The sequence below is a fragment of the Streptomyces sp. LS-MS-L19 genome (assembly GCF_058382285.1).
Genome location: NZ_JBYCLL010000001.1, coordinates 1,183,107 through 1,205,903, shown reverse-complemented (window position 1 = coordinate 1,205,903; position 22,797 = coordinate 1,183,107). Strand labels below are relative to the sequence as shown.

19 protein-coding genes are annotated in these 22,797 nt (G+C 73.0%); 6 read left to right on the top strand and 13 right to left on the bottom strand.

What is annotated here, in order from left to right; translation table 11 throughout:
- Positions 1-105: 105 nt before the first annotated feature.
- From AC2XR2_RS05235 to AC2XR2_RS05225, 3 genes are all read right to left on the bottom strand, one after another.
- A complete protein-coding gene (locus tag AC2XR2_RS05235; RefSeq protein ID WP_491514414.1) occupies positions 106-1,863 on the bottom strand; it encodes a SpoIIE family protein phosphatase in 1,758 nt (585 codons plus the stop codon).
- A 90-nt stretch (positions 1,864-1,953) separates the two neighbouring features.
- The gene (locus AC2XR2_RS05230) at positions 1,954-2,253 is read right to left on the bottom strand and encodes a hypothetical protein (RefSeq protein WP_381304118.1); all 300 of its coding nucleotides are present in this window, start codon (positions 2,251-2,253) and stop codon (positions 1,954-1,956) included.
- Positions 2,250-3,071: a phytanoyl-CoA dioxygenase family protein gene (locus AC2XR2_RS05225; protein ID WP_491514413.1), complete on the bottom strand. Its 822-nt coding sequence runs from the start codon at positions 3,069-3,071 to the stop codon at positions 2,250-2,252. Before AC2XR2_RS05225 ends, AC2XR2_RS05230 begins: the two co-directional genes overlap by 4 nt.
- Before the next feature lie 70 nt (positions 3,072-3,141).
- Between AC2XR2_RS05225 and AC2XR2_RS05220 the strand changes: the two genes are divergently transcribed.
- Complete coding sequence (locus tag AC2XR2_RS05220) at positions 3,142-3,927, top strand: helix-turn-helix domain-containing protein (RefSeq protein ID WP_491514412.1); 786 nt, start codon at positions 3,142-3,144, stop codon at positions 3,925-3,927.
- Between the two features lie 25 nt (positions 3,928-3,952).
- On the opposite strand, the gene AC2XR2_RS05215 is transcribed toward AC2XR2_RS05220, so the two are convergent.
- The 7 genes from AC2XR2_RS05215 to AC2XR2_RS05185 form a co-directional block, all read right to left on the bottom strand.
- Positions 3,953-4,822, bottom strand: a complete 870-nt coding sequence (locus AC2XR2_RS05215) for a metal ABC transporter permease (RefSeq protein ID WP_391193792.1) — start codon at positions 4,820-4,822, stop codon at positions 3,953-3,955.
- Positions 4,819-5,619, bottom strand: coding sequence for a metal ABC transporter ATP-binding protein (locus AC2XR2_RS05210; RefSeq protein WP_491514411.1), 801 nt, complete (start codon positions 5,617-5,619; stop codon positions 4,819-4,821). Before AC2XR2_RS05210 ends, AC2XR2_RS05215 begins: the two co-directional genes overlap by 4 nt.
- Positions 5,616-6,554 (bottom strand): metal ABC transporter solute-binding protein, Zn/Mn family, encoded by a 939-nt coding sequence (locus AC2XR2_RS05205; RefSeq protein ID WP_491514410.1) that lies wholly within the window; start codon positions 6,552-6,554, stop codon positions 5,616-5,618. The genes AC2XR2_RS05210 and AC2XR2_RS05205 overlap by 4 nt, the downstream gene beginning before the upstream one ends.
- A 108-nt stretch (positions 6,555-6,662) precedes the next feature.
- The gene (locus AC2XR2_RS05200) at positions 6,663-7,562 is read right to left on the bottom strand and encodes an amidohydrolase family protein (protein ID WP_381304130.1); all 900 of its coding nucleotides are present in this window, start codon (positions 7,560-7,562) and stop codon (positions 6,663-6,665) included.
- 101 nt (positions 7,563-7,663) lie between these two features.
- Complete coding sequence (locus AC2XR2_RS05195; protein ID WP_491514409.1) at positions 7,664-8,932, bottom strand: vWA domain-containing protein; 1,269 nt, start codon at positions 8,930-8,932, stop codon at positions 7,664-7,666.
- Positions 8,929-10,149, bottom strand: a complete 1,221-nt coding sequence (locus AC2XR2_RS05190) for an AAA family ATPase (RefSeq protein WP_491514408.1) — start codon at positions 10,147-10,149, stop codon at positions 8,929-8,931. The genes AC2XR2_RS05195 and AC2XR2_RS05190 overlap by 4 nt, the downstream gene beginning before the upstream one ends.
- Before the next feature lie 77 nt (positions 10,150-10,226).
- Positions 10,227-11,711: a hypothetical protein gene (locus AC2XR2_RS05185; RefSeq protein ID WP_491514407.1), complete on the bottom strand. Its 1,485-nt coding sequence runs from the start codon at positions 11,709-11,711 to the stop codon at positions 10,227-10,229.
- Positions 11,712-11,852: 141 nt separating this feature from the next.
- Here AC2XR2_RS05185 and AC2XR2_RS05180 point away from each other — a divergent pair, with 141 nt between their 5' ends.
- Positions 11,853-13,010, top strand: a complete 1,158-nt coding sequence (locus tag AC2XR2_RS05180) for a cytochrome P450 (RefSeq protein WP_491514406.1) — start codon at positions 11,853-11,855, stop codon at positions 13,008-13,010.
- Between the two features lie 51 nt (positions 13,011-13,061).
- Here AC2XR2_RS05180 and AC2XR2_RS05175 read toward each other — a convergent pair whose 3' ends face one another.
- The 3 genes from AC2XR2_RS05175 to AC2XR2_RS05165 all read right to left on the bottom strand — a co-directional run bounded on the left by AC2XR2_RS05175 (position 13,062) and on the right by AC2XR2_RS05165 (position 16,251).
- Entirely contained in the window at positions 13,062-13,847 is a 786-nt protein-coding gene (locus AC2XR2_RS05175; protein ID WP_491514405.1) for a hypothetical protein, read from the bottom strand.
- Positions 13,844-15,103 carry a glycosyltransferase family 4 protein gene (locus AC2XR2_RS05170; RefSeq protein ID WP_381304141.1) on the bottom strand — a complete coding sequence of 420 codons (1,260 nt, stop codon included), beginning with the start codon at positions 15,101-15,103 and terminating at the stop codon, positions 13,844-13,846. Before AC2XR2_RS05170 ends, AC2XR2_RS05175 begins: the two co-directional genes overlap by 4 nt.
- Before the next feature lie 74 nt (positions 15,104-15,177).
- Positions 15,178-16,251 carry an alkene reductase gene (locus AC2XR2_RS05165; protein ID WP_449352869.1) on the bottom strand — a complete coding sequence of 358 codons (1,074 nt, stop codon included), beginning with the start codon at positions 16,249-16,251 and terminating at the stop codon, positions 15,178-15,180.
- Between the two features lie 99 nt (positions 16,252-16,350).
- Here AC2XR2_RS05165 and AC2XR2_RS05160 point away from each other — a divergent pair, with 99 nt between their 5' ends.
- The 4 genes from AC2XR2_RS05160 to AC2XR2_RS05145 all read left to right on the top strand — a co-directional run bounded on the left by AC2XR2_RS05160 (position 16,351) and on the right by AC2XR2_RS05145 (position 22,783).
- Complete coding sequence (locus tag AC2XR2_RS05160; RefSeq protein ID WP_381304145.1) at positions 16,351-16,719, top strand: MerR family transcriptional regulator; 369 nt, start codon at positions 16,351-16,353, stop codon at positions 16,717-16,719.
- Positions 16,720-17,181: 462 nt separating this feature from the next.
- Positions 17,182-18,378, top strand: a complete 1,197-nt coding sequence (locus tag AC2XR2_RS05155; protein WP_449352867.1) for a cysteine desulfurase-like protein — start codon at positions 17,182-17,184, stop codon at positions 18,376-18,378.
- Positions 18,379-18,442: 64 nt separating this feature from the next.
- Complete coding sequence (locus tag AC2XR2_RS05150; protein ID WP_491514404.1) at positions 18,443-19,231, top strand: DUF427 domain-containing protein; 789 nt, start codon at positions 18,443-18,445, stop codon at positions 19,229-19,231.
- A 177-nt stretch (positions 19,232-19,408) separates the two neighbouring features.
- Entirely contained in the window at positions 19,409-22,783 is a 3,375-nt protein-coding gene (locus AC2XR2_RS05145) for a pyruvate carboxylase (protein ID WP_491514403.1), read from the top strand.
- Positions 22,784-22,797: the final 14 nt, after the last annotated feature.

Sequence of the window (22,797 nt, the reverse complement as noted above, 5' to 3'; positions counted from 1 at the left end):
CCCGTTGACTGAACACCGACTGAACACCGACGCGACGAGACCGCCTTCCGGGCCACAACTGGCCTTCAGGGGGCCGAAGATGACGCCGACGGGCAGCCCGGGTGCTCAGTGGGTGCGGGCCGCCAGCAAGGTCACGTCGTCCTCCGAGCTGGCCGGGGCCAGCCGGTCGAGGACGGTGGTGAGGATGTCCGGCAGGGGGTGCCCGGAGGCGATGGGCAGGGCGGTGAGCGCGGCGAGACCGAGGTCTATGTCCTCGCCCCGCCGCTCCACCAGCCCGTCGGTGTAGGCGAGCACCAGGGAGCCCGGCGGCAGCGGGCAGTGCCGGCTCTCGTACCCGCCGGAGCCGGTGCCCAGCGGCGGGCCGACGGGGAGGTCCGCGAGCTCGGGGGCGGCATCCGGCCGGACCAGCAGGGGCGGGACATGACCGGCCGTCGCCAGGACCGCGTGCCCGGCGACGGGGTCCAGCAGGGCCAGCACACAGGTGGCGACCCGGTCCAGGTCGAGCACGTGGGCCGTGCGGTCCGCCTCGGTGAGCAGCCGGTCGGGGTCGAGCCCCTGGAGGGCCAGCGCGCGCAGCAGTGAGCGGTACTCGCTCATCGCCGCGGCGGCCCGCACCCCGTGCCCCATGACGTCGCCGACCACGAGCAGGGTGCGTCCGGAGGGCAGGGCGACGGCGTCGAACCAGTCCCCGCCGACCTCCGCGCCGCGCCCGGCGGGCAGATAACGGCTGGCGATCTCCACACCGGGCCCCGGGGTGTGCGGGGTCGCCAGGAAGGCGCGCTGCATCTCCAGCGCGGTCTCGTGTTCATGGGTGTAGCGCAGGGCGTGGCCGATGCCCGTCGCGGCCCGCCCGGTCAGCAGCTCCAGCAGCTCGACGTCCTCCTCCGTGAACTCGGGGGAGTCCGCCCTGCGGCCGACGATGACGGCACCCACGGGCTCACCGCCGGCCATGAGCGGCAGATAGGCCACGGAGTGCAGCTCCAGGGCCCGGTAGCGCTCCAGCCGCTGCCGGGTCGGGGCGAGCAGGCGCACGGTGTCGTCGTCGGGCCGGTTGAGCACCATGGGCTTGTGGCCGGTCAGCACCTGGGTCATCGAGGAACTGGCCTGGTGGAAGATCACCTCGCCGCTCCTCGTCATGGGGGTGAGCGGCCCGGGCGTGCCGGGTGCGGCCGCCACCGCCATGCGCCGCAGCCGCACCGGCACCGGTGTGGCCGGGGCCCTGCGCGTGCCCTCCGGGTCGAGGACGTCCACGGCGGCGTAGTCGGCGAACCTCGGCACCAGCAGATCGGTCAGCGCCCGGCAGGCCTCGGCCGCGTCCAGCGTGCTGCCGACCCGGGTCGCGGTCTCCTCCAGCAGCTCGAGGCGCTCCTGGGCCCGCCGCAGCGACTCCCGCTGCCGGATGCCCTCGGTGACCTCCATGACGACCGCGGCGACCCCGAGGACCTGGCCGTCCTCGCCCTCGAGCCGGTGGAACGCGCCGAGCCACCAGCGCGGAGCGTCGACCGGGTCGACGGGCACCCGGCCGTCGAACACGACGGTCTGCGGACGGCCGGTGCGGATCACCTCGCGGGCCACCTCCGCCGAGGACCCGGAGCCCGGGATCACCTCCGGCATGGGACGCCCGAGGTGGTCCTCGACGGGCAGTCCGTTGAACTCCGCCAGGGTGTGGTTCAGGTACAGATAGCGCAGGTCGGTGTCCAGGACGGCGACCGCCGCCGGTGTCCCGTCCAGGAACCGGCGGGCCGTCCACAACTCGTCCAGCGCCTGCCCCGTGCCCGCGGTCCGGGCCGCCTCCGACAGCGCCCGGACGGTCTCCGAGGGGAGGAAGGGCGCGGCACCGGCGGACAGACGGGGGTGGGTCATCTGGTGTGAGTCCTCGAAAGGCGGAGTCCGTTTCGTCATACTTATGGCGTATTGGACCACATTTGCGCCGTCGAAGCTATGAGCTGAATCTCATCCCGCGCCCTCCGCCCCGTCGACCAGCCGCTCGAAGAAGAACTCGTGCTTGAGGAACGACGTCTCGTGTTCCGCCCCCGGATACGGCGGCACCAGCTGTGAGGCCTGGAAGAGCCGCCAGCCGTCCTGGAGGGCCGCGACCCCCGTCTCATACGGCGGCTCGTCGCTGTCCCCGGTGGTGGGGCGGGTGGCGCCGGTGCCGTCGTACCGGGCCCAGCCCCTGACCCACGAGTCGAGCGCGGAGGTGTCCAGGTACAGGACGAGAACCTGCTGACGCACGGTGTTCGGGAGAGTCACGCGGTGCTCCTCAGGGCGGCGGGACGGTTGTCGATGCGGGTGGCCCAGTGGTCGATGTCGAAGTCGGGGTCGCCGGACAGGGTGCGCCACAGCCGGACCCGGTTGAGGATCTCCAGCCGGGCGGTGGCCTGCTCGCACCAGGGGAAGGAGCGCGCCAGCTCCTCGCGGACGGCCGGCGCGTCCAGGTCCGCGGTGTCCCACAGCCGCACCTGCGGCACGGTCGGGTTGAAGCGGATCTTGTACATGTGGCGGACGGTGTCGCTGTCGTTGCGCCGCCCGCCGTGCCAGATCCCGTGGTGCAGCAGCATCACCGTGCCGGCCGGGCAGGTCAGCCGGGTCTGGCCGCGCAGGTTCTGGTAGCGGCCGGTGTCGGACTCGTTGACCCGGCGCAGATGGGTGCCGGGGACCACGAGCGTGCCGCCCATGTCCGCGGTGACCTCCTGCGGGTAGTACATGAGCTGGACGTCGAACGCGTCCGGCCGCAGATCGATCAGGGCGTCCGCGTGCAGCGGCTGCGCGCTGCCCTCACGCGGCTCGCGGATGTGCAGGGCGTGGTGGTCGACCTCCGGACCCGGACCCACCAGGCTCTCCAACGCACCCGCCACGGCGGGCAGTTCGACGAGCCGACGAGCGAGGGAGCCCTCGGGGAACGCCTTCGGTACGGGCGTGCCGTACGGCACGGAGGGCAGCCCGGCGGCGAAGACCTCGAGCGCCTCCGCGTTCATCTCCGCGGGCACGACGCCGTCCAGGCGCAGGAAGCCCTGGGCCACGAAACGCGCCACCTGGGCGGAGTTCAGCAGCTGTGGTGTGGTTGACATACGGCAACCGTAGGAACCGGGACCGCTCACGTCGTGGGCTGTATTCGGCGACCACTGGTAATTTTCCACCATGACCACCCATGTCGACCTGGCCCTGGAGCTGCCGCCCCAGGTGGAGAACGCGGGCGTCGGCGTGCACGGTTTCGCGGGCCCGCACGAGGTGTTCCGGCTGCCTCGGCTGTGGCAGCTCCATCTCTACGGCTACTCCGGCACCCTCGGTCTCGGCGGCTCCCGGCACCCCATTCGCCCCGGCCATGTGAGCCTCGTCCCGCCGGACACGGAGGTCCACTTCCACTACGACAGCGCGCGCTGCGAGCACCTGTACGCCCACTTCCGGCTGCCCGGCGAGGGCGAGCGGCGCCGGGTCCCGGTGATGCAGGACGCCGGCGCCGAGGCGGGAGTGCTGAGCGGACTGCTGCGGCAGACGGTCGCGGCGAACGCGCAGTCGAAGAACCGGGCCGCCGCCGAGCTGTGGACCGTGCTGTGGCGCACCACCGGCCTGACGGCTGCCGAAAGCCGCCCCGGCGCCCGGCACCCCGCCCTGCGCACGGCCGTCGCCCATGTCGAGGAGCACCTGGCCGGCCCCCTGACCGTCCCCGGCATCGCCCGCGCCGCGGGCGTCTCGCACACCCACCTGACCCGGCTGTTCCGCGAGGACACCGGCCTCACGGTGGTCGCCTACATCCGGCGCCGCCGCATGGACCGGGCCCGGCATCTGCTGGTCGCCTCGACGCTGGCCATCCCGGCGATCGCGGCCACGGTCGGCATCCCCGACCTCCAGGCGTTCAACAAGGCGTGCCGCAAGGAGCTGGGGGCGTCGCCGCGCGCGGTGCGGAACGGACAGCGCCTCTCCTAGGCCGGTGCCGGAACCGGCCTAGCTCTCAGGCCGGTGCCGGCACCGTTCGCCGCGCACCCCGGCGCCGGGTCCGGTACCGGCCGACCGCGCCGCAGCCGACGTAGAAGACGAACGAGACCGTCGTGACGTAGGGGCTGATCGGGATGCTGCTGCCCAGGGCCAGCAGGATGCCGCCCTCGATCGAGGCCGTCGCGAAGACCACGCTGAGCAGCGGCAGCAGCACCGGGGACGCGGTGACGCGGGCGGCGGCCGCGGCCGGGGTGATCAGGAGGGAAAGGACCAGCAGGGCGCCCACCACCTGCACGGACAGGGCGACCGCCAGGCCGAGCACGATCATGAAGGCGAAGGAGAGACCGCGCACCGGCACTCCGCGGGCCTCGGCGACGTCGGGATCGGCGCTGGCGAAGGCCAGCGGGCGCCACATCACCGCGAGGGCGATCAGCACCACCGCGGACGTGATCAGCAGCCAGGTCGTCTGCGGGGTGTCCACGGCGACGATCTGGCCCGTGAGCAGGCCGAACTTGTTGGCCGCCCGCCCCTTGTAGAGGGCGAGGAAGAGCACGCCCAGGCCCAGTCCGAACGGCATCAGGATGCCGATCACCGAGTTGCGGTCCCGCGCGCGCGTGCCGAGCACGCCGATCGCGCCGGCCGCGAGCAGCGAGCCGGTGATCGAGCCCGCCACGATGTTCGTGCCCAGCAGCAGTGCCGCGGAGGCGCCCGCGAAGGACAGCTCGCTGATGCCGTGCACCGCGAAGGGCAGGTCGCGCATCGCGACGAAGACCCCGGCGAGTCCGCCGACCAGACCGAGGGCCGCTCCGACGACGAGCGAGTTGCGGACCAGGACGAGGAGTTCGCCGTAGTTCTCGAAGTCGAACAGCTGGTGCCAGACGCTCATGGCCGCACCTCCTCGGGCAGGTGGTGGGCGTGGCCGTCGAGGGCGCCGACCACCACGATCCGGCCCCGCACCTGGACGACGTCGACCCGGGTGCCGTACAGCCGGGACAGGGACGCGGAGGTGAGGACCTCGTCGGGGGTGCCGACCCGGTGGCCGCCCGGTGCCAGGTACAGCACCCGGTCCACCAGGTCGAGCACCGGGTTGATCTCGTGCGTCACGAACACCACCGCCGTGCCGTGGGAACGGCGGTGGGCGTCCACCAACTCGGTGACCGCACGCTGGTGGTGCAGGTCCAGGGAGAGCAACGGTTCGTCGCACAGCAGGATGCGGGGGTCGGTCGCGAGCGCCTGCCCGATGCGGACGCGTTGACGCTCACCGCCCGAGAGCAGGCCGACGGGCACGTCGGCGTACGCCGAGGCGCCCACGGAGTCGAGGATCTCGTCAACGCGCCTGCGCACGGCGGCCGTTCGCAGACGCGGTCCGAAGCGGTGGCCGTCGATGCCGAACCGCACGAGGTCCCGGGCGCGGAGCATCGCCTGCGCCGACAGGGTGGCCTGCTGGGGGACGTAACCGATGTGCCGCGCGGCCTCCCGGGCCGTGCGGCCGAGGACCGTCAACTCCCCGGCGGACAGCGGCTGCCGGCCGAGCAGGGCCCGCACGAAGCTGGTCTTGCCCGCTCCGTTCGGGCCCAGCACCGCGAGGAACTCCCCTGGCCGCACGTCGAGTTCGAGGTCGCGCCAGACCGTGCGCGGGCCGTAGGAGAGCGCGGCCCCGCGCAGGCTGATGACGGAGCTCACTTGGCCAGCGCGTTCGCGAGCGCGTCGACGTTGCCGGTCATCCAGGTGAGGTAGTTCTTGCCGCTGGGCAGGGTCTCCGTCACCGGGACCACCGGGATGCCCGCCGCCTTGGCGGCCTGCTCGGACTTCTCGGTCTGCGGGCCGGAGGTCTGCTCGTTGTAGACCAGCGCCTCGACCTGCTTGCCGGAGAACAGGGCGAGCGCCTCCTGGAGGACCTTGGGGGAGACGTCGGTGCCCTCCTCGATGGCCTCGCTGAACGCGGCGGGCGTCTTGTCGACCAGGCCGCTCGCCGCGGTCATGTACAGCGGCACCGGCTCGGTGATGGCGATCCCCTCTCCGGCGTGCTCCTTCTTGATCTGCGCCTCCTTGGCCTCCAGCGGCTTCAGGTCCGCCTTGAAGGCGTCGGCGTTCTTCGTGTACAGGCCGGCGTTCGCGGGGTCGGCCTTGCCGAGGGCGGCGGCTGTGCGGTCGGCGATCTTCGCGACCGTCGGGAAGTCGTACCAGACGTGCTCGTTGAGCTCGCCGCCCTTGGGGGCGGTCTTGCCGGAGACCTTCACCGCGTTGATCACCTCGGCGGAGGAGTTGCCGCCGCTCTTGAGCATGCGGTCCACGAAGTCGTCGTAGCCGCCGCCGTTCTCGACGACGACCTTCGCCTTCGACAGGGCCAGCTGGTTCTGGGTGCTGGCCTCGTAGGAGTGCGGGTCCTGGTCGGGGTCGCTGATGACCGAGGTCACGGAGACCTTGTCGCCGCCTATGCGGGCGACGATGTCGCCGTAGACGTTCGTGGAGGCGACGACGGCGACCTTGGACGCGGCGGCCGGGGCCGCGGACGCGCTCCCGTCGCTCCCGGAGTCCGAGGAGCTGCCGCAGCCGGCCAACAGGGCGACGGAGGCGCCGACGAGCAGCGCGAGGCGGCGGGACGGGGACGTGGGCATGGATCCTCCAAGCGCGGTTCTGATTGCCCCGTCACGCTAATTGGAAATGATTGTCGTAAACAGCTCAGGCGGCCGGTATGTGAAAACCGTTGCCATTAATTGACCCGGTCATTCCTTCCCGGTGAGCAGCCTGCGCGGGTTGGCGATCCGGAAGGCGTACGCCGCCGCTCCGCCGAGCCCGTGCCCGGGGTGCTGCGGAGGTTCCGCGTACGGCCGGTCCGAGCCCTGGACCACGGCGTCCACGCCGAGGGCCCGGACGACGGACTCGACCGCGCGAGGGCCGTAGGAGGACGTCTCGACGAAGACCAGCGGGTCCGGCTCGCTCCCGCCGTCACCGCGGGCGGCGAACCGCTCGCCGTGCAGCGGGGCGAGCCCGGCCAGCAGCGCGAAGCAGACCCGCAGGCGTGGGTGGCGGGGCCGGCCGAAGGCGCGGAAGGCGAACCAGGCGGCGTGCATCTGCTGGACGTAGGGGACCATCGCGGGCCACCAGCCGGGCCCCTCGGCGCCGCCGGCCGCGGGTCCCGGGTGGACGAACAGCGGCAGGTCGCGCTCTTCCAGCAGCTCGAGCAACGGGGCGCACCGGGCGTAACCCTCGGCGTCCACCAGGGCGTTGGCGGGCAGTTGGAGCCCGACGAACCCCTGGTCCAGGGCGTCGGCCGTCGCCCTGGCATCGATGTCGCGCACACCGGCGGCCGCCCACGCCCCGAACGGCTCGGGCAGCCCGGCAGCGCCCTCGTGGTAGGCGTCCAGCAGGGGCCGGGCCTCGGCCGCGGGCAGCCACTCCACGCCGATCGGAGCGGACAGCGAGACGAGGGCCAGGCCGAGGCCGTCGGTGGCGGCGAGTTCCGCGCGCCGGGTCACGTCGTGGTCGGCGGGCGGGAGGTCGTAGGGCGGCTCGCCGTCCAGATACAGGGTCCAGCCGTCGAGACACGGCGGTTCGCGGCGTGACCTCAAGGCCGCCACCAGCGAGGGGCTCCACAGATGCTGGTGCACGTCGACATTGGTCATGACGCTCCTCCCACCCAGGCGCGCAATGTGCTCCGGACATCGCAGGCACCCATGATCTCGTGGCCGACCACCCCCACGTCCAGCCCGGGTGCCCGCGGACCTCACCGGGCCGTCGGCGCAGACCCGATCTCGACCACGCGGGCCCACGCCGGCGGCGCTTTCGGCACGTACTCGGGATTGCTCTCGCGTCGAGCCTGGCTCACGCCCGGCCGGGAGAACAGCCCGACGACCGTACGGCACGCGGGCCGCGCGCTCGGCCAGGGTGTCCCGCCGTCGGTGAGGGCCACGACGACGTCCGGGCGGGGATGCGAACGCAGCGCCTTCCGGAAGCCCGTGCGCAGGTCGGTGCCCCCGCCGCCGATCAGCGGGATGCCCTCGGTCCGGCACAGCGGACGCACCGCCCCGGCCGCCGCGTCGCACGACATCACGTGCACCAGGTCACGGCGGCCGCCCACGGCACGGGCGATCGCGGCCATCTCCAGGAGCGCGCTGCCCAGTTCGTCGTCGCTGACCGAGCCGGAGGTGTCGATGATCACGCAGACCCGGGGCGGCCGGCGCCGCAGACTCGGCAGCACCACTCCGGGCAGGCCCGCGGAGCGCCGCGCCGGACGGCCGTAGCTGTAGTCGTCGCCCGCGCCCCCGCCGGAGACGGCCGAGCGCAGCGCCGCGCCCAGCAGGTCCCGCCAGGGCTGCGGCGGATGGAACGCCTCCTCCGCCCACCGCCGCCAGCCCTTCGGGGTGTTGCCGGGCCGCGCGTTGATGCCCTGCGCCACCCGGAAGCGCACCAGGTCGCGTTCCTGCTCGCTCAGCCCGTCGGCGCCGTCCGGGCCCAGGTCCCACTCGCGCTCCAGCCCGTCCGCGCCGCTGCCGCAGTCCAGCCAGGACAGGTCCAGGGTGAGCGGCCCGAGGCTGATCCCGCTGACGTACTCCTCCATCAGCCGGTCGGCGGGCAGCCGCAGCTTGTAGGGCTGGACGGCACCCTCCGGCCGGACCAGCCCGTCGCCGTACACGTCGTCGTTGATCTCGCAGTCCGCCGCGATGTTCATCCGCAGCCGGTCTCCCACCCCGGTCAGTCCGCGCTCCCGGGCGAGCCGGTCGCCGCGCCCGTGGTGGTCGCGCAGCAGGTGCGACACCTCGTGCACCCACACGCCCGCCAGCTCCTCCACCGGGGTCCGGGCCACGAACGCCGGCGAGACATAGCAGCGCCAGTACCGGTCGACGCCCATGGTCGGCACACGTTCCGACTCGACGGTGTGCAGGGCGAACAGCGCGGTGGCGAGGTAGGGGCGGGTCCGGGCCGCGTGCAGGCGGGCGGCGAAGAGCTTGTCGAGGTCCAGCCCGCCCACCTGCTCTGCGGTGTCCGCGCTCATCGGCGTGCCTTCGCGGCGACCGCGGCCCGGTCCGCGCGCCGGGACAGCGCCACCGTCCCGGCGAGCTTCTCGATCTCCGCGGGCACGTCCCAGTCCTCCTGCCGCAGCGACGCGAGCGTGGTCGCGGGCACCACCACCAGGTCCGGCGCCCCGGTCTCCAGCGCCCGCACCAGCACCGCCCAGGCCGAGTCCCAGCGCGCCCGCTCCGGACGGGCGCGGACGGCCGCCACCACGCCGTCGAGCACGGCCTGGCGCAGATCACCCCGCTCGGGCAGCACGGCCCCCGCCGGGTCGGCGAGCACGTCCTCGGGGTCCGGCAGGTCCAACCGGTCCAGGCTCGCGAGCAGTTCGAGGCCGGGGCCGTCGCCGACCGTGCCGCGCACGAGCGAGGACAGCACGTCCCGCGACGAGCCGGCCGCGGTCGCGAAGGCTACCAGGGACAGGGTCATGTCCCAGCTGCGCGGCGACGGCCAGGGCCCGCCCCGCTGGGTCTCCCCGGTGGGCAGCCGGTGCACCAGCGTCGGCCGGGCCGCGAGCAGCCCGCACACCGCGCGCCGCGCGAAGTCCACGGCCCCCGGCAGCTTCTCCGGGTCCAGCCGCGGCAGGGTGGCCCGGGGCCAGGTCCCGCCCAGTCCGCGTACGACGACGTCGTGGTCGTGGGTCCACTGGAGATGGACGAACCGGTTGGCCAGCGGCGGGCTCAGCTCCCAGCCGTCGGCCGCCGAGGAACGGGGGTTGGCGGCGGCCACGATCCGTACCCCGGGCGGCAGTCGCAGGGCGCCGATCCGCCGCTCCAGCACCAGCCGGAGCAGCGCGGCCTGGACGGCGGGCGGGGCGGTGGACAGCTCGTCCAGGAAGAGTAGCCCGCGGCCGGCCCGCACCAGCCGTACCGCCCAGTCAGGCGGGGCCATCGGCACGCCCTGGGTCGCGGGATCGTCCCCGACCACGGGCAGCCCCGAGAAGTCCGACGGCTCGTGCACGCTGGCGATCACGGTGGTCAGCGGGAGGTCCAGGGCGGCGGCGAGCTGCGTCAGCGCCGCGGTCTTGCCGATACCGGGCTCACCCCACAGCAGGACGGGCAGATCGGCGGCCACGGCCAGGGTGAGGGCCTCCAGCTGGTCGTCGGGGCGGGGTTCGGTGGTGGAGTCGCGCAGGAGGGCCAACAGGTCGGCGGCGACGTCGAGTTGGGAGGTGGGGGCGAGTGCGGTCATGGGCATGGGGCATCACCTTTGGGTCTTGGGAAGGAGTTGCGTGTGTTCGGCTGTGGGGCCCGGGTCCGGCGGTCCGGGGCCCGTCAGCGGCGGGTCGCGCGGGGCGGACGGGTGTGGTGGTCGTGGGAGCGGCGGCTGCTCGGGCGCGGGCGGAACCAGGCGGGGCCGGGTCCGGTCATGCCGGTTCTGAACAGGCCGTAGGTGATCCGCCGTTGCGCCGCGGCCTCCAGTTCGTCCCGGAGCGGACCGGGGCGTAGCAGTGCCTCGGGTCCGAGCAGTCCTTCCACGACGGCCAGGGCGCCGGCGACGTCACCGTGCACGAGGCGTTCGCGGACGCCGTCGAGACAGTGCGGGCGGCGGTGTGCCTCGTCGATGGCCTGGAGGCAGGGGAGCGGGGTGCCGGTCAGCGCGACCAGGAGCTCCTCGCGGCGGATCTCCTCCGGGTCGTGGTCCAGCGGGGCCAGCACTCCGTCGACCAGGCCGATCCGGTGGCGGGCGCCCCGGCACTCCACGGTGCGCGGTTGTCCCGGCCGGTCGGGGAGCGGGGGCGGGCCGGTGGCCGCGTGGCCCGGTGCGAGGGCCGCCGCGACCAGAGGGTGCAGCCGACCGGCCTCGATCGCGCCGGTGCGGAGCAGTGCGAGGTCGGGGAGGACCCAGGTCGCGGCGTCGGGCAGAACGGGGAGGAGGGGCACAGGACCGTCCCATGGCACCGGAACCGCCTGGTGCGGGCCCACCTCCCACACCACCCGCCGCCGTCCCCCGCACCGGACCAACACCCGCCCGGCGGACCGCCCTTCGGCACCCAGCAGAATCCGCGCCTCGGCCGCCCAGCGGTCCACGGCACAGGTGTCGGGCAACAGGGCGAACGACTCTGCATCGGTTGAGGGCTCCCCGGGCGGGGTCTGCTGCCGAGGATCACCGGGCGAGGGTCGTTGTCGTAGCCCATCGACCGCGGACCGCTCCCACAGATCGTGCAGGTCTCCGGTCTGGTGCAGCCCCGGAAGCCCCCCACCCCCTGGCCGCTCCAGCAGGCTTCCCACCCCGGCCCGCTCCCACAACTCCCCGCTTCTGCCCGCATCCCACAGATGCCGGTGCAGGTCCAGGCGGAAGCGTGGGTTCGGGCGGGGATGCGGGTGTCGTACGGCGTCGTCCGAGGGGCCGGACCACAACGTGAGGCTGATCCGCTGACCGGCGTCCGCCCAGGCGGGCGCCGTCCGGGCCACGAGGTGCACAGGGCCCTCGGCGGCCTCGTACCGCGCCAGCGTCAGGGTCAGACCCGGCCGCAGCAGCCCGTCCGGGGCGACCCTCGGCATGTGCCAGCGCAGCAGGTCGGGGGCGAGGGCGCGCAGATCGGCGCGGACCCGGGACGCCAGCTCCCGGCCACGATCGCGGGCCACGGCCCGGAGGTTGAGGTCGACGTCGAAACCCGCGGCGGCACACGCCCCCGCCCAGTCCCCGGCGAGGCGTCGGGCGGTCGCGGTCTCGATCATGGAGGCCGGCACGGCGAACTCGCGCACGCGCGGCCAGAAGGAGGTACGGAAGTCCTCGTACGCGGTCGAAGGGAGCATCAGCACTCACCTTGCGCGGACGGGACCCCCAATCGCTGAGAGGTGTGAGTCGTCATCGCCGGGGAGCGTAACCCCGTACCGCCGTTCACCGCCACGCATTTACCGCCGGGCCGCCGACGGACGGTTGCTAGCCTCGACACCGTGATCGAATTCCCCCTCGGCGCCGCGACCACGCTGGCCGAACTCGCCCGGGACCCGCACCCGCGCCTGGCCGAACTCCGTGCGCACGAGCCGGTGTCCTGGCTGCCCGAGCTGAACGGCTGGCTGGTGACCCGCCGCGATCTCGCGCTCGACGTGATGCGGGACGCCGAGACCTTCACCGTCGACGACCCCCGTTTCTCCACCGCCCAGGTCGTCGGACCGAGCATGCTCTCCCTCGACGGCGCCGAGCACACCCGCCACCGTGAGCCCTTCGCCGCGCCCTTCCGCCCCCGTGAAGTGCGGGAGGGCTTCGCCGAGTTCATCGAGGAGGAGACCGACCGGCTCGTCACCGCGCTCGAACCGCGGGGCGCCGCCGAACTCCGCCGCGTCTTCGCCGGACCGCTCGCCGTGGCGGTGGTGACCCGGGCGCTGGGACTGGCGGGCGTCGGCACGGACACGGTCCTGGCCTGGTACGACAACATCGTGCGGGCCGTCTCCGAGCTCACGGCGGGCCACACGGCGGACCCCGCGGGCCCCGAGGCGTACGCACAGCTCCGGGCAGCGGTCGAGGCCACCGTCGGGGAAGGAGCCGGGACCTCGCTCCTCGCGGCGGCGGCCGACCGGCTGACCCTGCCCGAAGTGGCCTCCAACGCCGCGGTGTTGATGTTCGGCGGCATAGAGACCACGGAGGCGATGATCACCAACGCGCTGCTCCACCTCCTCCGGCACCCCGCCCAACTCGCCTTGGTCCGGAGCGACTTCGCTCTCCTCGACGGCGCGATCGAGGAGTCCCTGCGCCTGGAACCCGGCGCGGCGGTCGTCGACCGCTACGCCACCCGCGACACCGCCCTCGGCCCGGCCGCGATCCGCGAGGGCGACCTCGTCACCGTCTCCCTGACCGGCGCCAACCGCGACCCCGCGGTCTTCCCGGACCCCGACCGCTTCGACGTCCGCCGCGAGAACGCCCGCCTCCAACTGGCCTTCGCGCACGGCCCGCACTACTGCCTCGCCGCCCACCTGGCCCGCCTGGAGACCAGGATCGCCCTACGGCACCTGCTCGACCGCCTCCCGGCCCTCCGCCTCGACCCCGACCACCCCACCGCCCCGCACGGCCTGGTCTTCCGCAAGCCGCCCACCCTGCACGTGCGTTGGGGGTGAGCCGAGCCGCCCCGCACGTGCAGTGGGGGCAAACCTCACCAGGGAGGTGTCTCAGCCCGCCCGCGTCACCTCCAGGGACAGGTCGTTGTCGACCGTGTAGTACGGCCGCACGACCGCACCCCCGACCGTGGCCCCCGGATACACGAAGACCTGCTTGCGGTCCGCCACGTCGTCCAGGAGCCGGGCGAGCCGGATCGTCGGGGCGCCGGGAGCGGGCCGTAGGAACAGGTCCCAGATCCCGGTGTCCAGGGCCGGTGTGCCGTCGACGGTGCAGGAGAACCCGCGGCCGTCCGCATCCACCAGGGGCTCCAGCGTCCGGGTGACGGCCTTGTCCCGCCGCAGCCGCAGCTCCACGCGGGCGTCCTCGGTGAGCGGGGAACCGTGCAGCCGGGCCGCGACCGTCAGGGTCCGGTCCGTGACGTCGATGCGGTCGACCTCCGCGTGCGCGGGCCTGAGCCAGGTGCGCACCGCCAGGAAACCGTCCACGGTGACGTAGGGGACCCGTACGGCCAACGGGCCCCGCCGCTCCCGCAGATGCCCGTCGACCAGCGCGCGCAGATCCCGCGGACCCGGGCGCAGCCGCGTCCGCTCGGCGCCCTGGAGCAGATACACGTCCCACCGCCCCTCCGGAAGCACCGGATCGGCTTCCAGCACGGCACGCGCCCGCCCCTCGTCGGCCGCGTCCGGGTCGAGCAGGTCGAGAACGTGCAGGCTCTCCTCGGGCTGCCCCTTCTTCGGACGCAGCCGCAGCAGGAGACCGCGGCCGTGCGCCCGCGGCACCTCGAAGGTGATCCTGCCGTCCGCGTCGACCGCGCACCCGGCGCGTGGTGTGGTCATGACCGTCCCTTCCGTACGAGGCGCAGCGCGCCGCTCGCCGCGACCAGCGCGGTGTCCCTGGCGGCGGAACCCCGGGCGGACAGGGCCCCGCCCTGGCGTTCCCGTACCACCGGCCGCCCCGCCCGGCGGGCCGCGACCGCCTCCGCGATGAGCTCCTCGGCCTGCTCGACGACCGGCTCGGGAGCGAACCGTCGCGCGTTCTCGAGCGCCGCCCTGCCCATACGGCGGCGCAGCTCGTCGTCCCCGACCAGCTCCAGCAGGGCCCCGGCCAGCGCGTCCCGGTCGCCGACCGGCACCAGCCGTCCGTCCACTCGGTCCGCGATGATCTCGGCGGGCCCGTGGGGGCAGTCGGTGCTCACGACGGGCAGTCCGCAGCGCATCGCCTCGACGATGGTCATGCCGAAGGGCTCGAAGTCGGAGGTGGCCGCCCCGATCGAGCCCTTGACCCACTCGGCCTCCATGGGGGCCGCCGCCCCCATCAGGAAGACGTTGTTCCACAGCTTCAGGTCGGTGATCAGCTGCCGCAGCCGGTCGTGCTCCTCCCCCTTGCCGTAGATGCGCAGCTGCCAGTCCGGATGCCGGGCGGCGACCGCGGCGAAGGCCTCGACGAGAAGGTCGTACCGCTTCACCCTGACCAGTCGCCCGGCCGCGACGACCACCTTGGCGGAGCCGTCGGCGGCCGGCAGCACGGGATCCGGCACGCTGTTCGCGAGCGCCTTCACGCGTACGCCGGGCAGCCGCATCCGGCGCCGGTAGGAGGCCGCGTCCGCCTCGGTGACCGTGGTGAGCACGTCGAGCCCGCGGTAGGCCCGGCGCAGCGCGGACCGCAGCCGGGGCGAGTGGTTGTCCAGGGTGAGGTGCTCCTGCCCGACCCGGGCGACATGGCCGGGCGCCTCCCGCGCGAGGTGCACGTTGAGCCCGGGCCGGGTGCCGATCACCGCGTCCGCGTCGGTCGCGGCGAGGGCCTCGGCGATGCGCTGGTCCGTCAACTCGCTGTACTGGCCGTACCGGTACTCGGCTCGCGGGAACACCCGCGCCGGTCTCAGATGTAAGGGGTGCTCCTTCTCCTGTCTGAGATCGACCAGCGGCCGCAGCGAAACCCGGGGATCCAGCACGAAGTTGGGGAGCTCCCGGTGCCGCAGCACCGAGATGATCTCCACGTCGTGCCGTCGGGCCAGCGCCTGGGCCAGATTGAACGTGGTGGTGATCGTGCCTCCGATCCCATAGGCGTTGTGGAGCAGGAAAGAGATCTTCATGCCGGGCTAGACCACCGCACATTGCCTCTGGTTGACCTTCGTTACCCTTTCGTGGTGTCCTCGCGGCCTGGACGTCACGCCGTGTACTGGTATGCGGGATAAGTGAGATAGCCGCGGTCGCCGCCCTCGAAGTACGTGGCCTCCTCGGCGGGCGCGATCGGCAGCCCGGTGCGCAGCCGCTCGACCAGGTCCGGGTTGGCGATGAACGCGCGGCCGAAGCTGATGAGATCGGCGCCGAGTCCGAGCCAGTGGTCGGCCTCACCGCGGCCGGTCTGCTTGGCGCCCATCGGCAGCACCGGGTTCATGACGAGGGCTCCCGGCCAGGCCCGGCGCAGGGCGACGAGCGTCTCCTCGGGGGCGGTGGCCTCCAGATGGACGTAAGCCAGGTCGAGTTGAGCCAGCTCGGCCAGCAGCGCGGTGTACAGCTCGGGGGCGTCGGTCTCCTCGACTCCCCAGAATCCGCCGCCCGGTGAGAGCCGGATCCCGGTCCGGTCCGCGCCCACGGCGTCCACGGTCGCGGCGGCCGCCTCCACCGCGAACCGGATCCTGCCCGCCACCGAGCCGCCGTACCGGTCGGTGCGCAGGTTGGCGTTGGAGGAGAGGAACTGCGAGATCAAGTAGCCGTTGGCGCCGTGCAGTTCCACCCCGTCGAACCCGGCGTCGACGGCACGGCGGGCGGCCTCGGCGTACGACCCGGCATGCTCGCCCACCTCGTCCGTGCGCAGCGCCCGCGGCACCGGGGCGGCCTGCGGTCCCGTGGGGGTGAACACCTCTCCGGTGGCCGGGACGGCCGAGGGCCCGACGGGCCGCAGTCCGGTGGTGTCCGGGTGCGAGACCCGGCCGCCGTGCATGATCTGGGCGAAGATCCGGCCGCCGTTGATGTGCACGGCCTCCGTCACCGGGCGCCACGAGGCCACCTGCTCGTCGGTGTAGAGCCCCGGGGTACCCGGATTGGACTGCCCGATCAGACTCGGCTGCACCCCCTCGCTGACGATCAGGCCGGCGGAGGCCCGCTGGGCGTAGTAGCGCGCCATCGAGGGCGTCGCCAGACCACCCGCGGCGGCCCGCACCCGGCTCATCGGGGCCATGACCACCCGGTTGGGCAGCCGCAGTCCGCCCAGCTGGAATCCGGTGAAAAGCGTCGTCACGTCACGTCTCCTTCGTGATCCGTCGTCCCCGTGTCCGGGGACGCGGTTACGCTAAAACCTGACGTCGATGTGAGGGTCAAGTCCGTTCGGGAGGAACACATGCGGATCGGGGAGCTCTCGGCGCGGGCCGGGGTCAGTGTCCGGGCCCTGCGCTACTACGAGGAGCAGGGGCTGCTCACCAGCAGGCGCAGCGCGAGCGGGCAGCGGCACTACACCGAGGACGCGGTCGAGCGGGTGTCGTTCCTCCAGCGGATGTACACGGCCGGACTGTCCAGCCGTACGATCATCGAACTGCTGCCGTGCGTCGACGCGCCCAGCGCGGAGACGTCCGACGCCGCGCTGGAGCGGATGGCCGAGGAACGCGACCGTCTCACCGACCACATCGCCGAACTGATCCGCACCCGCGACGCCCTCGACGGCCTGATGGCCACGAACCGGGCCTACCGGGAGACGCTGCGGGCGGTGTGACGGGCCGGGATCACCGCGGGCCCCTGCGGACGGCGTGACAGGCCAGAGGCCGGGATCCGCCCGGAGGCGGCGGGGTCGGGGCGAGAGGCCGGGATCAGCGCGAGACCCTCCGGGCGCCGTGACAGGCTGAGATCGCCGTGAGACCGCGGGGTCCGGGTGGCGGGATCGCGGCGAGGCCTGTGCTCGGGGCGACGAGGCGGGCCCACTGCGAGGCCCTGCGGGCGGTGTGACGGGCCGGGATCACTATGAGGCCGCGGGGTCGGGGCGAGAGGCTGGGATCGCCGCGAGGCCTGTGCTCGGGGCGACAGGCCGGGCCCACCGTGAGACCGGGCGGGCGGCGTGACAGGCCGGGCCCACCGCGAGACCCTCCGGGCTGCCTGACAGGCCGGCATCGCCGTGAGACCCCGCCGTTGGCGTGACAGGCTGGGAGCACCGCATTCCGGCCGGATCAAGGAGCCCCACGTGACGTACGACATCGCCGCCCTCCGCTCCCGTTTCCCGGCCCTCGCCGCCGGTACCGCGCACTTCGACGGGCCCGGCGGGACCCAGACGCCGGAGCCGGTCATCCGGGCCATCGCCGACGCGCTGGCCCAGCCCCTCTCGAACCGGGGACGGATCACCCTGGGGGAGCGCAACGCCGAGCGGATCGTCACCGGGGCCCGCCGGGCCATGGCAGACCTCCTCGGCGCGGACCCGTCGGGGATCGTCTTCGGCCGCAGCGCCACCCAGCTCACCTACGACTTCTCCCGCACCCTTGCCAGGACCTGGTCGCCCGGCGACGAGGTGGTCGTCACCCGCCTCGACCACGACGCCAACATCCGCCCCTGGGTCCAGTCGGGCGCAACCGTCCGCTGGGCCGACTTCGACCCGAAGACGGGGGAGTTGACCGTCGACGCGCTCCGGGCCGTCCTTTCCGAGCGCACCCGGCTCGTCGCCGTCACCGCCGCCTCCAACCTGATCGGCACCCGCCCCGACATCCCCGCGATGGCCCGAGTAGCCCACGAGGTCGGCGCCCTCCTCTACGTGGACGGCGTCCACCACACCGCCCACTCCCTCGTGGACCTGGAGGAGTTGGGCGCCGACTTCTTCGTCTGCTCCCCGTACAAGTTCCTCGGCCCGCACCACGGAGTCCTCGCCGCCCGCCCCGAGCTGCTGGAGACCCTGCGCCCGGACAAGCTGCTGCCCTCCACCGACGCCGTCCCCGAGCGCTTCGAACTCGGCACCCTGCCCTACGAGTTCCTCGCCGGGACGACAGCGGCGGTCGACTTCCTCGCCGAGCAGCTGGACCCGGACGCCACCGGCACCCGCCGCGAGCGCCTGACCGCCGGGTTCGCCGCACTCGAAGCCCACGAACACGTCCTGCGCGGGCGCATCGACGAGGGGCTGGCCGCGCTCGACGGGATCACCGTCCACTCCAGGGCCGCCGACCGCACCCCCACCGTGCTGCTCACCTTCGACCAGCACGACACCGCCGACGCGTACGGCTTCCTCGCCGAGCGCGGTGTCCAGGCCCCGGCCGGCTCCTTCTACGCCGTCGAGGCCTCCCGCCACCTCGGCCTCGGCGACACCGGCGGCCTGCGCGTGGGCCTCGCCCCCTACAACGACACGGAGGACGTCGACCGACTCCTGACGGGACTGGCCGACTTCCTCAAGACGTGAACTTCCCGAAGAAACGAACCAACCGAAGACGTGCACTTCCCCAAGAGGTGAAGGGAGAACCACCATGACCACCTTCCCCACCGCACGCAACGTACGGACCACCCCGGAAGGCCTGCTCTGGGAGCCCAGCGAGCGCTGGGTGCGCGGCCGCAAGGGAGACGTCACGGTCGTCGACAGCCGGCACCCCGTCCTCGTCTGGGAACCGGACGTCCCCGTCCCGCTCTACGCCTTCCCGCGCGCCGACGTCCGCGAGGACCTGCTGCGGCCCGCCAAGAACCCGCGGACCGGAAGCCACACCGGCTCACAGGTCTTCTACGACCTCGAAGTCGACGGCGAGGTCGTGGAGAACGCCGCCTGGACCTTCCCGGCCGCCGACCTCGCCGACCACATCGCCTTCGCGTGGTTCCGGCGCTGGGGGACCGGCCTCGACCACTGGTACGAGGAGGAGGAAGAGATCTTCGTCCACCCCCGGGACCCGCACAAACGCGTCGACGCCATGCCCAGCAGCCGCCATGTCGTCGTCGAGGTCGACGGGACGGTCGTCGCGGACACCCGCCGACCCGTCCTGCTCTTCGAGACGGGCCTGCCCACCCGCTACTACCTCCCGCGCGAGGACGTCCGGCTCGACCTCCTCGAACCCACCGACCACCACACCGACTGCCCCTACAAGGGCACCGCCGAGTACTGGTCCACCGGCGGCCACGCCAACATCGTCTGGAGCTACCCGGACCCGCTCCCCGCCGTCGGCGCGGTCAGGGGACTGCTCGCCTTCTACAACGAGGCCGTCGACCTCACCGTGGACGGGGAGCGCCTGGAGCGACCGGTCACCTTCTTCACCGGAACCGTGAAGTGATCAGCGCCGCCGGCCGGACACGCGCCGCCCGTCGAACACCCGCCGCCCGCCGGACACCCTCCGGTACCTGCGCGGATCATCCTCAAACCGTCCGCGACACGTGACCTGACTCTCATGGCCACAGGCGGGCTTTGCCGAGAACATGGGGGCGTCACCGGCAGGCCGAAGGGAACGGGAATGCTCCGCAAGGTACTGGTCGCCAACCGTGGTGAGATCGCGATTCGCGCGTTTCGCGCGGGTTATGAGGTGGGCGCGAGGACGGTCGCCGTCTTCCCGCACGAGGACCGCAACTCACTGCACCGACTCAAAGCCGACGAGGCCTACGAGATCGGCGAACCGGGCCATCCCGTGCGGGCCTACCTCTCCGTCGACGAGATCATCCGCGCCGCCCGCCAGGCAGGCGCCGACGCCGTCTACCCCGGCTACGGCTTCCTCTCCGAGAACCCCGAGCTCGCGCGCGCCTGCGAGGAGGCCGGCATCACCTTCGTCGGACCCAGCGCCGACATCCTCGAACTGACCGGCAACAAGGCCCGCGCGGTCGCGGCCGCCCGCGCCGCCGGCGTGCCGGTGCTCGGCTCCTCGGCGCCCTCCACCGACGTGGACGAGCTGGTCGCGGCCGCCGACGAGATCGGTTTCCCCGTCTTCGTGAAGGCCGTCGCGGGTGGTGGCGGGCGCGGTATGCGAAGGGTCGAGGATCCCGCCCAGCTCCGCGAGTCCATCGAGGCGGCCGCGCGCGAGGCCGCCTCGGCCTTCGGCGACTCGACCGTCTTCCTGGAGAAGGCCGTCGTCGAGCCCCGCCACATCGAGGTGCAGATCCTCGCTGACGGCGAGGGCAACGTCATCCACCTCTACGAGCGCGACTGCTCGGTGCAGCGCCGCCACCAGAAGGTCATCGAGCTCGCCCCCGCGCCCAACCTCGACCCCGAGCTGCGCGACCGCATCTGCGCCGACGCCGTCCGCTTCGCCCGCGAGATCGGCTACCGCAACGCGGGCACCGTCGAGTTCCTCCTCGACCGCAGCGGCAACCACGTCTTCATCGAGATGAACCCGCGCATCCAGGTCGAGCACACGGTCACCGAGGAGGTCACCGACGTCGACCTCGTCCAGGCCCAGCTCCGGATCGCGGCCGGCGCCACCCTCGCCGACCTCGGCCTCTCCCAGGACACGATTCGGCTGCACGGCGCCGCCCTCCAGTGCCGTATCACCACCGAGGACCCCGCCAACGGCTTCCGCCCGGACACCGGCCGTATCAGCGCCTACCGCTCGCCCGGCGGCTCCGGCATCCGGCTCGACGGCGGAACGACCCACGCCGGTACGGAGATCAGCGCCCACTTCGACTCGATGCTGGTCAAACTCTCCTGCCGGGGCCGGGACTTCACCACCGCGGTCAACCGGGCCCGGCGTGCCGTCGCCGAGTTCCGCATCCGCGGTGTGGCCACCAACATCCCCTTCCTCCAAGCGGTGTTGGACGACCCGGACTTCCAGGCCGGCAACGTCACCACGTCGTTCATCGAGCAGCGCCCGCACCTGCTGACGGCCCGTCACTCCGCCGACCGTGGCACCAAGTTGCTCACCTACCTGGCCGACGTGACGGTCAACAAGCCGCACGGCGAACGCCCGGAGTCGATCGACCCCGTCTCCAAGCTGCCCGCGACACCGGACATCGAGCCGCCCGCGGGCTCCAAGCAGAAGCTCACCGAGCTGGGCCCCGAGGGCTTCGCCCGCCGGCTGCGCGAGTCCCCGACCATCGGCGTCACCGACACCACCTTCCGCGACGCCCACCAGTCCCTGCTCGCGACCCGCGTCCGCACCAAGGACATGCTCGCGGTCGCCCCGGCCGTCGCCCGTACCCTGCCCGAGCTGCTCTCCCTGGAGTGCTGGGGCGGTGCCACCTACGACGTCGCCCTGCGCTTCCTCGCCGAGGACCCCTGGGAGCGGCTCGCCGCCCTGCGCGAGGCCGTCCCCAACATCTGCCTCCAGATGCTGCTGCGCGGCCGCAACACCGTCGGCTACACCCCGTACCCGACCGAGGTCACCGACGCCTTCGTGCAGGAGGCCGCCGAGACCGGCATCGACATCTTCCGCATCTTCGACGCCCTCAACGACGTCAGCCAGATGCGCCCCGCCATCGACGCCGTACGCGCCACCGGCACCTCGATCGCCGAGGTCGCCCTCTGCTACACCTCGGACCTGTCCGACCCGAACGAGCGCCTCTACACCCTCGACTACTACCTGCGCCTCGCCGAGCAGATCGTCGAGGCCGGGGCCCACGTCCTGGCCGTCAAGGACATGGCGGGCCTGCTGCGCGCCCCCGCCGCCGCCAAGCTGGTCTCGGCGCTGCGCCGCGAGTTCGACCTGCCGGTGCACATCCACACCCACGACACCGCGGGCGGCCAGCTCGCCACCTACCTGGCCGCGATCCAGGCGGGCGCGGACGCCGTGGACGGGGCCGTGGCCTCCATGGCCGGGACCACCTCGCAGCCCTCCCTCTCCGCGATCGTCGCCGCGACCGACCACTCCGACCGGCCGACCGGCCTCGACCTGCGGGCCGTCGGCGACATGGAGCCGTACTGGGAGAGCGTGCGCCGCGTGTACGCCCCCTTCGAGGCGGGCCTGGCCTCCCCGACCGGGCGGGTCTACGACCACGAGATCCCCGGCGGTCAGCTCTCCAACCTGCGCACCCAGGCCGTCGCCCTCGGTCTCGGCGACCGCTTCGAGGACATCGAGGCGATGTACGCGGCCGCCGACCGCATCCTCGGCCACCTGGTCAAGGTCACCCCGTCCTCGAAGGTGGTCGGCGACCTCGCCCTGCACCTGGTCGGGGCGGGCGTGTCGCCGAAGGAGTTCGAGGAGACCCCGGACCGCTTCGACATCCCCGACTCGGTCATCGGCTTCCTGCGCGGCGAGCTCGGCACCCCACCCGGCGGCTGGCCCGAGCCCTTCCGCAGCAAGGCCCTCCAGGGCCGCGCCGACGCCAAGCCCGTCCAGGAACTGAACGCCGAGGACCGCGAGGGCCTGGAGAAGGACCGCCGCTCGACCCTGAACCGGCTGCTGTTCCCGGCTCCGACCCGCGAGTTCGAGACGCACCGCCAGTCCTACGGCGACACCAGCCTCCTGGACAGCAAGGACTTCTTCTACGGCCTGCGCCCGGGCAAGGAGTACGCCGTCGACCTGGAGCCCGGCGTCCGGCTCCTCATCGCCCTCGAGGCCATCGGCGAGGCCGACGAGCGGGGCATGCGCACGGTGATGTCCACGCTCAACGGCCAGCTGCGGCCCATCCAGATCCGCGATGTCGCCGCCTCCTCGGACATCCCCACCACCGAGAAGGCCGACCGGTCCGACCCCGGCCATGTCGCCGCCCCCTTCGCCGGCGTGGTCACGCTGGTGGTCGCCGAGGGCGACGAGGTGGCGGCAGGGGCGACCGTGGCCACCATCGAGGCGATGAAGATGGAGGCCACGATCACGGCGTCGAAGGCCGGTCGGGTGTCCCGGCTCGCCATCAACAAGGTCCAGCAGGTGGAGGGCGGTGACCTGCTGGTCGAGATCGGCTGAGGCCTTCGGCCGGA